Below are 13,249 nucleotides of genomic sequence, written 5' to 3'. Positions count from 1 at the left end.
ATTTGATTTCTCAAAGTAATAGTTCTAAACAGCACTTGCTGTCTGCCTAGCCTTTTCAGCTAGGAACGTTTCACACAGTTACGCTTCTGGAAGCCCTGTTCATACACGTAATATACCATGGTCCTGGTAGAATTCTGGGGGCCGCCTTTTGTCATGACATATGGCTGTGTGAACAGTTTCATTGCCTGGATGACTGTGATCATGATCACGTATTTGATCACATTTTTCAGACCCGGCAGGGTGACATAGAGGAAGCTTTTTAATCTGCCTGCACCGTCAATGGAGGCTGCCTCATACTGTTCTTTCGGAATCCCCTGAAGCCCGGCTAAAAAGATCATCATCTGGTAACCGGCTCCCTGCCATGCTGACATGAAGATAATGGAGTTCATGGATGTCTTTGGATCATTCAGGAATCCGCAGGGCTCCATTCCCAGTTTTACCAACAGCGCATTTAAAAGTCCGCTGTCCGGGTTAGAGTTGTAGAGCACGGTCCAGAGAATCGCCACAACAACCATGGAGGTGACCTGAGGACTGAAATATGCTGCCCGGAAAATGGAGACACCTTTTCTTTTGGACGATATGAGCATGGCCAGCGCCAGTGCCAGAACCGTCTGAAAGGGTACGACCAGCGCGGTAAAATAAAGAGTATTGGTAACCGCCTTCCAGAAATCCCCGTCCCCAAACAGCTCTGTAAAGTTGTTAAATCCACAGAACTTAATATGGTCGGGCCTCATAATATTGTAATCGGTAAAGGCATATCTGACTGTCTGCAGTGCAGGATATATCAGAAATGCCGCCAGCAGGATCACTGCCGGAATGACAAACAGGTATGCTGCTTTCTTTTCACTGCGTTTGTTAATGGCTTTTTCCATCTTTCTCCTCCTCCCCGGAATCAATCTTCATCCGCATAATACTTGTTGTAATCCTTATCCGTATCTTCCGCCACCTTATCAAGCGCTTCTTTCGGGTCCACACCTGTGAAAATGTTCACCATGGCCTCTGAAAATCCTGCGGAGAGCACACTGTAGGAAGGCGTTCTCGGCCTTGGATGTCCTGTCTCCATAAGCTGCTCTTTAAAAAGAGAGCGTGGGTATTCGTTATACTCTGTGAGCACTTCATAGCTTGACTGTCTTGTGGGCGGTTTCGAGATTGCCTTGGCGTAGGTGGTCACATTGTCCTCTGAGAACAGGTAATTCATAACCTCCTGCACTGCCTCTCTGTTCTGTGTATCCCTGGTCACGGCTGCTGCCCAGTCACCTGTGGGAGAAGTAGGTGTTCCGCCGTTGTCCGCAACGGGGAAATAAGTAACTCCCCAATTCAGATCCGGATAATCCTTTTCCAGTGTAGCGACTTCCCAGGAGCCTCCCAGCATTGTGGCTGCCCTTCCGTTGTGGAATTCCTTCTGGATGGGGTCCAGATTGGCATATCCGTTCTGAATCAGTTCATTCAGAAACGTGGCTGCCTCCACACCGGCCTGGCTGTTGATATAGCCATCCGCTTTGCTGCCGTCCTCACTGACAAAATCCGTGCCGTTGGAGATCCAGAACTGCTCCAGCACATAAGGAAGACCTTCCCCTTTATCCATAATGATGTTGGTGCCCATCACACCGTCTTTTGTAAGCTTCCCGGCTACATCCGCAAACTCGGACCAGGTCCAGGCATCCTCCAGCTTATCCGGTGCCTTAATCCCTGCCTCGTCAAGCATATCCCGGTTGTAATAGAGGGCTACGGAACTTTCTGTTGCGCCGATGGCGTAGATTTTCCCATCGTAAGTACCCTGATTTTTAGTGGAATCCAGAAAGTCATCCCAGTCCTCTTTTGCAAACATATCATCCAAGGGGATAATAATATCATTGGCCGCGTATACGGAAACCGTCGGTCCGTCCACATACAGGATATCCGGCAGGTCCTTTGAGGTAATCGCCGCGTTTACCTTGTCCTCATAAGCATAGGAATCCGCACGAACAATAGCTTCCCTTTTCAGATGGATCTCTCCCTTGTGCTCCGCATTAAAAGCATTGATTTTTTCTTCCCACCACTCTTCAATGGCCGGTTCGTCACTGGGACTCCAGATGGTGATCACAGACTCTCCGTCTTTATTCACCCGTTCCTTTGCATTTCCACAGCCGGATATCATAGTAGATACCACTGTCGCTGCAAGAAGTATGGCAACTGCCCGTTTTTTCATTTCCCTCTCTCCCTTCTCACTGCTGTTACTGCCAGACTGACTGCATCTTTGTAACTTCTGCCCGTGTTACTGCCTCAGGTCTCTCCGCTTCCAGTACAAAACACCCTTCTGTGCCGGAGTTGTAAAACAGCTTGGTGCCTGCTGCCTCCCCGCCGTTTATAAAGATTTCCACTGCTCTTCTGTCCACAAATATCTCCATATCCCTTACCATATCCACGTCTGCGGGAAACGAGATTCCCTCACTTTTCACACCGGATGTGCAGATTCCCGCAAAGTCTTTTTCTTTTATAAAACGTATCTCTTTCTTCCCATCCCTGCCCAGCAGCAGGTTAAAATCCGTATTCTCCGAAAAGGTGATCTCCGAATAAAAACTGTTTCCCGCTATGTGTTCCAGATGGATATTTTCCTTTTCTCCCGTATAGAGCCGCTCACTCTTCAGCGTATAGATCTCCTCCGCCGGAGTCATATAAAGCCTGTCATTCTTTACATGCAGCACTCTTGGAATGGTCATGCTCCCATAGGCGCCGTTCTCCACTTCCACATGTTCGCCGTAAAAATCTGAGATCCAACCAATGGCGATTCTTCTTCCCTCGTGCTCAAAGCTCTGCATGGCATAGCAGTTGCTCCCGAAATCAAACCATCCTGTGCTCTTCACGGTAAAATTCTCATCCCTGAATTCTCCTATGTAATAACGGGACATCTGATATCTGCCGTACACATCCCTGTGGCACATAAGTGCTCCCCACGCAGTAAAACTTCCATCCAGAGGGAAAAAGTCAGGGCATTCAAAGCAGCGCACACCTTCTTCCGGCTCCGTAACCAGGGGTTTCACGTAATCCCAGTGCTCCATATCTTCAGACCGGTACAGCAGTATGGCTGCCTGCCCATCCACAGCACTTGCCAGGACCATGTACCACACATCACCGACTTTTAATACCTTAGGGTCCCTGAAATCAAAGGATGCTCCCACGGGATGCTCCCCGATCACCAGCTTCTCCGGTTCAAATTCCAGCATATCCCGGCTTCTGGTCATCCACTGCTGCTGCACGGTCTCCTCTCCGTCCTCCATGGGTCCCAGATGTCTGGTCAGATAGAAAACCGTTTCATCGTCCAGCACCACCGCACTTCCGGAAAATGCTCCCCCTTTTCGTATATCTGCCTGTTCCAACACCTCCTTCTGTGGCTCCAGAACAACGGGAAGATGTGTCCAGTGGACCAGGTCCGGGCTGGCTGCGTGCCCCCAGTACATGTTGGACCATTCCTGACCATGGGGGTTGTACTGATAATACATATGATAATATCCCTGATACCAGCAAAGGCCATTGGGGTCATTCATCCAGTTCTTCCACGGCGCAAAGTGATATTGTTCCCGATAGGGTGTGTCATAATAGGCTGCCGCTTCCCGGCTGCTCAGACTAATTCCCCCGTCTGCAGGTTCTATGAAGCAGATCCCCTTTTCCAGGATATTTTCACAGCCGCTTAAATACGCCAGTGATATTTCCGCATCCCGGCTTGTCAGTTCGTAACTGCTCTGTCTTTCCACAGGGATTTTCAGCCACTGATAATACTTCTTCCCTGCCTCATATCTGTTCTCTCTGCCCTCTTTGTCTCTCAGAACCACATATCCTTTTTTTCCTTCCACTGTTCTGGTCATGATCTCCAGACATGTATACTCACCTGTTTGTATCATATTTTCGCCTCCTGTATGGCACTTTATAAAACCGGTTCTATAATTCTTTCCCTTAATGTATAGCATTTTTCGCCTATTTATATAGGTATTATTGGAACATTTTATGGAACCCGTTCCATGTATATGAGTATAGGACGGTTTGACGGTTTTGTCAAGTGCTTTTCTGTACGAATCCATAAGACACAAAAAAAGGCCCCCGTTTTTATTGTGCAACATGCACAAACGAAGGTCTCTTCCCATTTTTTATATGAAATTTATCCAAAACCCAAAAGTCGTTTTTATGAGTTATCCGCAACACCAATTCAGAACTTTGTCACAGTGTCGTCCCGCCGAACTGCATTTCCACATCCAAAACCTGTCTGTGAGGCACGCCTTTCCTCTCCTCCACCAGATCGAGAAGGGTATTCACACAGAGCTCCGCTAATAATTGTACATTCTGCCGAACAGCTGTCAGTCTTGGATATACCATGCGTGTCACATCCATGCCGTCAAATCCTATGATTTTTATATCCTCCGGCACCCGGATCCCCTTCTGCAGCACTGCGTTCATACAGGCAATGGCAGCCATATCCCCGCCGAACACACCGTCAATGTCAGGGTGTTCCTCCAGAAACTTTTCCATTCCCGTATAATGGGCGTTCCAGTCAAACACATTCCAGTCCATAACCATGTTAAGTATCTCCACGCCCTGTTTCTGCATGACTTCTTTAAAGACACTGTGGCGCTCCTGGGCGGCAACGCCCGGGGCAACACCGGATATCTGCAGCACTTTCCTGCATCCGTTCTTTAAAAGCAGTTCTGCCGCCATGCGCCCTCCCATGGCATGATCACTGCCGATAAGAGGGATACCGGGGCCAAATTCCCGGTCTACGGAGACAATGGGTTTCTTCCGCTTCAGGTATTCCTCCTCGTCCAGGGAATGGGCTGCTGTGATGATGCCGTCCACAATATTCCTGTCCAGCATATCCAGGTAATCCTTCTCTCTGTCGCTGATGCCTATAGTATTGCAGATCATGGTCTTATACCCCTGGCGGTAAAGCTCCATCTCTATATGTTTTGCCAGGCAGGAGAAAAAAGGATGGTCCAGGTCAGGGACCATGACTCCTACAATGCCGGTCCGGTTCCTGTACAGATTTCTCGCAAGCTCATTGGGCGTATACCCCAGCTTCTCGGCTGCCTTTTCAATTTTCTTTTTCGTATCCGGCGATACGTAACCGGTTCCATTCAAGGCCCGGGAAACAGTTCCCACGCCCACACCGGCCTGTTTTGCCACGTCTCTGATACTGGCCATTTTTTCTGCACCTCTTTCCCCGTATATAACAGAAGCTGCTGTACCGCCCGTCACCGGCCGGATACAGCAGCATATCTATTCTTTCAGCAATCGTTAAAAGGCCATTTTTTCCTCAAAATAAGCTTTCAGGTCTTCGATCTTTACTCTCTCCTGCTCCATGGTGTCACGGTCACGCACAGTAACCGCTCCGTCTGTCTCAGATTCAAAGTCATATGTCACGCAGAACGGTGTACCGATCTCATCCTGACGGCGGTAACGTTTGCCGATATTACCCCTGTCATCGTATTCACAGTTATACAGTTTGGACAGCTCCTGATAGATTTTGGTTGCGCCCTCGTTCAGCTTTTTGGACAGAGGCAGAACACCAATCTTCACAGGTGCCAGGGCCGGATGGAAGTGCAGCACGGTACGCACATCATTTCTCTCTGCATCCAGAACTTCCTCATCGTATGCACTGCACAAGAATGCCAGAACCATACGGTCCGCTCCCAATGACGGCTCAATCACATAAGGAATATATTTTTCATTTGTCTCATCATCAAAATATGTCATATCCTGGCCGGATACATTCTGATGCTGTGTCAGGTCATAGTCTGTTCTGTCCGCAATACCCCACAGCTCGCCCCATCCGAAGGGGAACAGGAATTCCACGTCTGTGGTAGCCTTGCTGTAGAAGCTCAGTTCCTCTTTGTCATGGTCGCGGTAGCGCACTTCCTCATCCTTCAGGCCCAGGCTGTGCAGCCAGTCAAGGCAGAACTGTTTCCAGTAAGCAAACCACTCCAGGTCTGTATCAGGCTTACAGAAAAATTCCAGCTCCATCTGCTCAAATTCACGGGTACGGAAGGTAAAGTTTCCCGGTGTGATCTCGTTACGGAAGGATTTTCCCACCTGACCGATACCAAACGGCAGTTTCTTTCTGGAGGTTCTCTGTACATTCTTAAAGTTTACGAAAATACCCTGTGCAGTCTCAGGTCTTAAATATACTGTATTCTTTGCATCCTCTGTAACGCCCTGGAAGGTCTTAAACATCAGGTTGAACTGACGGATATCTGTAAAATTGTGCTTGCCGCAGGTAGGACATGGAATCTGGTGTTCCTCAATGAACTCCATCATCTTCTCCTGGCTCCAGGCATCCACGCTGCCCTCAATGGCGATCCCTTTTTCGGCACAGAAGTCCTCAATGATCTTATCCGCGCGGAAACGCTCATGACACTCTTTACAGTCCATCAGCGGATCGGAAAAACCGCCCAGATGACCGGAGGCCACCCATGTCTGCGGGTTCATCAAGATCGCGCAGTCCACACCTACATTGTAGGGGCTTTCCATAATAAACTTTTTCCACCAGGCCTTTTTCACATTATTCTTCAGCTCCACGCCAAGGTTGCCGTAATCCCAGGTGTTGGCAAGTCCGCCGTAAATTTCAGAACCCGGATATACGAATCCTCTGGATTTGGCAAGTGCTACGATTTTTTCCATGGTCTTTTCCATCGTGTTATCTCCTCGACTTTCATCTATTTCTGCTGCCTCTGCTCTCAGGCATGGTCAGCAGTTACCTATTTCTTTTCGATTCAAGGCTGTCCGCCTGCCATAGTCTTATAAACTGTATTATGGCGCTGCGGTTCACGGGCTGTCTCATACAGCGCTGCGAATAGTAACATTATAACCGTAATATTCCTTCTTTTCAACCTCTATCTGCCTGAAAATGTGTTAAAATAGGGATTTCTTGCTATATTCCCTCCATCACTTCCAGTACCTGCAGGCTTTTCATCTTTTTGTCTATGTATTTTCCTGTGTATTCCCGCATGACCTTCTGCATGGTTTTCAGTACCTCCGGCCTCACCGTGAAGGTATAGAGTCTGGAAATCTCAGATGCCGCAATAAACTGCAGGGCATACAGAGAGGATGCATCCAGGCGGATACTCTTATATCTGTCCTTCTGGTCTATGCAGTTATCGCAGAAGACACCTGATCTTTCTGTCGAAAACCAGTAAATCTCCTCTTTCTTTCCGCATTTCATGCACTCAAACAGGTTGGGATATTCTCCGTTGATCACCATTGCCTTCAGTTCAAAAATGCAGCGTATGAGTTTATTGTCAATCTTCCCGCTGACCAGAGCCTTTAACGTAACATAGAGCAGATTCAGCATTTCCTTCTCATCGATATATTCTCTGGCATAGTAATCCGCAAATTCCAGAAAGTAAAATCCATAATAGACCCCCGGCTGCCTGGAAGCCAGCTCCGTGAAGTAATGCAGCACAGAGGCTGATTTCATCTGATAACTGGTCCTCCCCTCATAGACAGAGAAGGTGCCGAATACAAAGGGATTTGCCACGGCAAGAAGGGAGCTGTTCTGCCGCCTCGCTCCCTTTGCAAATACCGTTATTTTTCCGCGTTCTCTTGTGAGAAGCACCAGCCTTTTATCAAAATCCCCCACCGGCATGGAGGATAACACCATGCCGGTCACCTGCACTGTATCTGTCATATCTCTTTTTTATCGTATCCGAAATTCTTGATCAGATAGTCACTGTCTCTCCAGTCTTTTTTCACTTTTACCCAGAGCTTCAGGTTCACCTTCTGCTCCAGCATCCGTTCAATCTCAAAGCGTGCCGCGCTGCCGATTTTCTTCAGCATAACCCCCTGCTTGCCAATGATGATTCCCTTGTGGGATTCCCGCTCACAGATGATGGTTGCTTCTATATCCACCAGATTCCCGCCCGGACGTTCCTTCATAGTATCAATGGTAACAGCGATCCCGTGAGGAATCTCCTCCTCCAGCGTCCGCAGCGCTTTCTCCCGGATCATCTCAGCCACGATCTGCCGCTGAGGCTGGTCTGTAACAGTGTCTTCATCATAGAACTGCGGCCCGTAAGGCAGATATTTAAAAATACTCCGGATCACGGTTTCCAGGTTCTGCCCTCTCAGTGCAGAAGCGGGTATGATCTCCGCAAAATCCATGATCTTCCGGTATGCGTCGATAAAACTCAGCACTTCCTCTTTCTTTACGGTGTCCACCTTGTTGATAACCAGGATCACCGGCAGTTTACAGTTTTTCAGCTGCTCTGCAATGTGGCGCTCCCCGGCTCCGATAAAAGTGGTGGGCTCTACCAGCCAGAGAATCACATCCGCGTCCTTGAAGGTGCGCTCCGCCACATTTACCATATATTCACCCAGCTTGTTTTTTGCCTTGTGGATTCCCGGGGTATCCAAAAAGACGATCTGGCCCTCCTCACAGGTGTAAACAGTCTGGATCTTATTTCTGGTTGTCTGAGGTTTCCTGGATGTGATGGCAATCTTCTGTCCGATCAGATGGTTCATCAGTGTGGATTTACCCACGTTTGGCCGTCCGATGATCGCCGCAAATCCTGATTTGTAGTCTGTTTTCATATATTCTCCTTCGTTACAGCAGGTGTTTCACTTCCAGAAACAGTTCTTTTTCCTGCTCGATTTTCTCTTCACTTCCGATAACACAGATACGGTTCTGATCCAGCACACACGCTACCACGTCCCCCAGTGCACGGATATCCTCCGGCTGGGCGTTCAGGATCTGCATCCGCTCTTTTTTCAGATCCTCCTCCGTGATGCCGCTGAACCATGCTTCCAGGGACAGTACACCTTTTGAGGATGGGGTCATGGGCGTATCCAGTTCGCTGACCGTACCGATGATATATTTTGTCATCTCTCTCTCATCTGCTTCAAAACCGCGGATAAAGTCCGGGGTATTGCGGAACACTTCCAGTGTTTTGGATAAGTTCGGGTCCCTGTAGGAAACCAGGAAGCTGTCACCGCTCCTTCTGAAATTGCTCATGCAGCCATAGGCGCCGCCTTTCACGCGCACATTCATCCAGAGATACTCATAACTGAGGATCACCTTTAAAATACGCAGACAGCCTGTGTATTCAAAGCCGCCCTCCCGGAAATTGCCTGCTGCTGCCACGTACTGCACCTGGCCTGATGTTTTAAAGCCTTCATTCTTCACCTGATAATCCGGCTTTTCTTCTGCCAGTTCCACCTTCTCGGTGTGCAGCATTTCTTTCAGACCGCGTACCTCTGTCTCAAGACCTTTATAACCCTCCCGGTCCGCCGTATAGCTGACTGTCAGATTTTCAGGACGGAAGATCATCTTCATAAGAAGCTTCAGGTTTTCTATTACTTTTCCCTTTTCCTCCTCAAAATGGCTTTCAATTTTGTCAATGAACTGGTAAAAGTCGATTCCCGCAATCTTCTCCTGGAAATACGCGTTTCCTGAGAAATAGGACGTAGCGCGCATTACTGCCGTGCTGTGTCCGGCGCTGGTCATGCTCATCTGAAGCCTGGATTTCATTTTTGCAATGATCTCATAGAGACGCTTGGTGTCATCCATTTTCGATGTGCAGATAATCTCTTTGATCATGGAGAAGACAAAGGGCAGTCCGCTGTACAGTGTTTTTGCCTTGATTCCCAGCATCTGTCTGGTATTCTGATTATTCTTGGAATCTCCGAATACCTGCAGGCCAAATAAAATCCCGCCGCTGTTGGCATTGATCTCATTAAACAGGTCTGCATAGCTGTAGCTTTCCGTGTCCACATATCCCAGTACGGACTTCAGGATTCCCATATAGGGGATCAGCTCCTCCGGTACTTTTTTCACATCAAAGAGCAGTGTCAGATAACCGATTCCATTGGTGTACAGGTCATGGTGCAGAACCAGTGTGTCATCCACATATCCCGGTTGATTGTGTATCTTAACCGTCTCGGTTCCTATATCTGAGCGCTCCAGCATGGGGATACTCTTGAGAGCCTCTTCCGTCTCCGGTTCATCCTGGTATTCTTTCAAATGTTTTGTGTCTGCCGCAATCTTTTCCACTGCTTCCGCAGGCAGAGATGCCTTATAAGCGGCAAGCTTTTCTTCCAGCTCTTTATCCCTTTGGGCGGCAAGTCCACGTTTCGGGTTGACTACCACAACAGACGCGTGGGGATTGTCCAGCAGATACTCTTCTATCAGCGTTTCAAAATATCCCTCTTTTGCCTTCTGCTTCAGACTCTCAAAGATATCCAGTTTCTTCAGATGGTCAAAAGGCATATCATCATCATACAGCCAGCTGTCAAACACATCAATGCCATACATAAGCCCCTTGGGGAAGGAAGAAAAATCCGCCTCACGGAAACGAAATTCCAGGAAATTGATTCCCGCGGCAATGGCTTTTTTGTCAATTCCTTCTTTTACGATCTTTCTGAGTGTATCCTGAATGAGATTTACAAAAGCCTCCTTATTTTCCGGTTTCGCATTCTTCGCCACAATGGAGAAAAACGGCTGGTAAATCCCGTCATCGTAAGAGCCAAGGATATCTTTTCCCATACCTGCATCCAGAAGCGCCTGCTTCAGCGGTGCTCCCGGTGCTGAGAGCAGGGTATAATCCAGGATTTCAAATGCAGTGCACTGTTCCACATCCAGACTGTCCCCCACTACCACATTGTAGGAAAGATAAGAATTTTCCTCCACAGGCTCATTTTCAGAGATGGGGTACTCCATGATGATTTCCTTTGCCTGATCAAAGGGCTTTTGTCTCGGGATCGCTGAATTGACGGGAATCTCATCGTATTTAGACAGATACTCCCTGTCCATCCAGTTCATCCGCTCCTCCATATCCATATTTCCATACAGATAAATATAACTGTTAGCCGGATGGTAATAGCGGCTGTGAAAAGAAAGAAACTCGGAATACTTCAGTTCCGGGATCACAGACGGGTCTCCGCCTGACTCCACACCGTAAGGTGTATCGGGAAACAGGGAATTGAAAATCTCCCGGTCCAGCACTTCCTCCGGTGAGGAGAATGCCCCCTTCATCTCATTATAAACAACGCCGTTTAATTTAAGAGGTCCGTCCACATCCTCCAGCTCATAATGCCAGCCTTCCTGTCGGAAGATTTCTTCTCTCTCATAGATATTCGGGAAAAAGACAGCGTCCAGATATACATGCATCAGATTCTTAAAATCCGCATCATTGCAGCTTGCCACCGGATACATGGTCTTGTCCGGATAAGTCATAGCATTTAAAAAAGTGTTCAGAGAGCCTTTCACCAGTTCAACAAAAGGGTCTTTTAAGGGGAATTTCTGGGAACCGCACAGGACACTGTGCTCCAGAATATGGGCCACACCGGTACTGTCAGCAGGCGGCGTGCGGAAAGCTATATTGAACACTTTGTTTTCATCATCATTTTCCAGCACCATAACTCTGGCACCGCTTTTTTTATGTCTCCATAGTGAACCTTTGGAGTGAATATCCGGAATGTCCTGGCAGGAAACCAGTTCGTATGCCGGCACATTTTCTTTTTTCATGGTCAACCTCCTTGATGGGTTATATTTACTGCCTATTTACGGCAGTGTACGTTCTATTGTTTATATTACCACATTTATTGAAATTATAAAACGGAAAAAGAACAAAGATTGCAGCTATTCCAACTGAGTGTGATAAAAGCAGCAAAAAGAAGCTGCTGTCAATGCCTCTGCATTCTGACAACAGCTTCTGTCCTGATTCCCAGTCACGCCGCATCCAGCGCTTCCTGAGGTATTTCCACTTCCACCGCTTCGCCACGTGATTTTACGGTAACAGCCAGCTCAAATTTATCAATGTTCATTGTCTGGCCTGTACCTGCCTCGGCAGTTAGATCTGACATCATCTTTTCCATAAGCTGTTTCATATCAATTCTGGTCCGGATGATTTCTTTATCTTTCTTGTCAACATATAAATCCAGATTTACTTTTTCATCATTCACCTGGAAATCTCCCAACACATCTTCCTGACCCGGAACCTGACTGGCCATATCAAACAGACTGTTCAGCACCTCACCGCCTATGGATGCGTGGATCACATAGCACTCAGTGGAATTTTCAGTGTCCAGCTCCAGCGTCTCCTCGGTCATGGACAGAGACTCCTCCTGGATTCCCTGATAGAGTTCCTGGCCGGTGAACACAAGAGCACCCATATTACCGCTGGAAGCATCCATCTCCGTCTTCTGCCATTCCTCCCCGTTTTTTGTATACGTGATGTATTTGTCTTCACTCTTCACCGTATAACTCTCAATGGGGACCGGAATCTGCATGGACATGATCTGCATATTCAATTCTCCGTCCATGCGCATACGCTCTTCCTGGAACTCCATATCTGCATCCATATCCATCTGAAGAGCAGACTCCTGCACGTCACCAAGCAGCTCCTGCGCCTCCTCAAGAGGCACTGCAGCCTTAAAGTTCATGGTCATGTGAAGTTTCCCTGATTTGAACTGTTTCTGATTGGAAATCACTTCTTTCAGAAGTTCTTCCGGGGACTGCTCCTTTGCCTGCTCTTTGCCCTGCCCGCATCCTGCCAAAAGCAGAAGCGGTATCAGCACAGCCAGACATAGCTTTCTGAATTTTCCTTTCAAATTTTTCCCCCTTTACAATTTAGAATAACCGTACCCGTTTACAATGGCATCCAGTTTCTGGCCTGTTTTACACATGGGGCATTCACTGGCTTTTTGCGTCTGATAATTCGGAACATCTTTTTTATAGAACACAGCATTGATATCCAGCCCTGCTACTTTATTCACTGCGCTGAAGATTGCAGACACACCCTGAATGGTACCGCCGTAATAGAGAATACTCTCCATACATTTCCGCAGTGTCTCACCGGTTGTAATAGATCCCATCAGGATCACAACATTCCTGTTCCGTACCATATGCTGAATATTGTCGCGGAACATTAGCTGTCCGTTACCGTTAAATTCCGGGGTTACAATATAAATAGTTTTGTGCGCATTCATGGACAGAACACCGGCCTTTGCCAGCTCCTCCGCCAGAAATGCACCCACCACCTCCAGCCCGTCCAGACAGATGATCGAGTCCACAGGTGTGGAAGTCTCATATTTGGTGGAAAGATATTTTGCAATCCTGGAAGCCTCCGCACATCGTGTTTTCATTGTCGTCATCTCCAGATAATGACTGATGTGGGACTGCGGGGTTGCAAAATGTCCCGGAATCACCTTTAACTGAATTTTCTCATCACCGGATGCATATACCTTAAACATTCTTTCTTCCATTTCCATAAATCATACCTCCTCTTAT

The 13,249-nt window shown here is 47.8% G+C and carries 9 protein-coding genes and 1 pseudogene; all 10 read right to left on the bottom strand.

Annotated features, from left to right (window positions below):
- Positions 1 to 77 precede the first annotated feature (77 nt).
- Positions 78 to 872 (bottom strand): annotated as a pseudogene (locus tag WMO65_RS20390) (carbohydrate ABC transporter permease); the annotation flags it as partial.
- Positions 873 to 892: 20 nt separating this feature from the next.
- The gene (locus tag WMO65_RS20385; RefSeq protein WP_148393283.1) at positions 893 to 2,188 is read right to left on the bottom strand and encodes an ABC transporter substrate-binding protein; all 1,296 of its coding nucleotides are present in this window, start codon (positions 2,186 to 2,188) and stop codon (positions 893 to 895) included.
- A gap of 25 nt (positions 2,189 to 2,213) precedes the next feature.
- Positions 2,214 to 3,878: a glycoside hydrolase family 32 protein gene (locus tag WMO65_RS20380; RefSeq protein ID WP_148393284.1), complete on the bottom strand. Its 1,665-nt coding sequence runs from the start codon at positions 3,876 to 3,878 to the stop codon at positions 2,214 to 2,216.
- 313 nt (positions 3,879 to 4,191) lie between these two features.
- Positions 4,192 to 5,169 carry a LacI family DNA-binding transcriptional regulator gene (locus tag WMO65_RS20375; protein WP_033139296.1) on the bottom strand — a complete coding sequence of 326 codons (978 nt, stop codon included), beginning with the start codon at positions 5,167 to 5,169 and terminating at the stop codon, positions 4,192 to 4,194.
- 93 nt (positions 5,170 to 5,262) lie between these two features.
- The gene (locus tag WMO65_RS20370; protein WP_033139295.1) at positions 5,263 to 6,657 is read right to left on the bottom strand and encodes a glycine--tRNA ligase; all 1,395 of its coding nucleotides are present in this window, start codon (positions 6,655 to 6,657) and stop codon (positions 5,263 to 5,265) included.
- A 238-nt stretch (positions 6,658 to 6,895) separates the two neighbouring features.
- Positions 6,896 to 7,651 carry a DNA repair protein RecO gene (recO, locus tag WMO65_RS20365; RefSeq protein WP_148393285.1) on the bottom strand — a complete coding sequence of 252 codons (756 nt, stop codon included), beginning with the start codon at positions 7,649 to 7,651 and terminating at the stop codon, positions 6,896 to 6,898.
- Complete coding sequence (gene era, locus WMO65_RS20360; protein ID WP_148393286.1) at positions 7,648 to 8,553, bottom strand: GTPase Era; 906 nt, start codon at positions 8,551 to 8,553, stop codon at positions 7,648 to 7,650. Before era ends, recO begins: the two co-directional genes overlap by 4 nt.
- Before the next feature lie 13 nt (positions 8,554 to 8,566).
- The gene (locus WMO65_RS20355) at positions 8,567 to 11,485 is read right to left on the bottom strand and encodes an insulinase family protein (protein ID WP_148393287.1); all 2,919 of its coding nucleotides are present in this window, start codon (positions 11,483 to 11,485) and stop codon (positions 8,567 to 8,569) included.
- A 203-nt stretch (positions 11,486 to 11,688) separates the two neighbouring features.
- Positions 11,689 to 12,570 (bottom strand): hypothetical protein, encoded by an 882-nt coding sequence (locus tag WMO65_RS20350; protein WP_148393288.1) that lies wholly within the window; start codon positions 12,568 to 12,570, stop codon positions 11,689 to 11,691.
- 12 nt (positions 12,571 to 12,582) lie between these two features.
- Positions 12,583 to 13,224: a phosphoribosyltransferase gene (locus WMO65_RS20345; protein WP_148393331.1), complete on the bottom strand. Its 642-nt coding sequence runs from the start codon at positions 13,222 to 13,224 to the stop codon at positions 12,583 to 12,585.
- Positions 13,225 to 13,249 lie beyond the last annotated feature (25 nt).

It is taken from the genome of Blautia caccae, from assembly GCF_040095955.1.
In the GTDB taxonomy this organism is placed as follows: domain Bacteria; phylum Bacillota; class Clostridia; order Lachnospirales; family Lachnospiraceae; genus Blautia; species Blautia celeris.
Note: the sequence above shows the minus strand (reverse complement) of the source record. Positions and strands in the feature narration are given on the sequence as shown.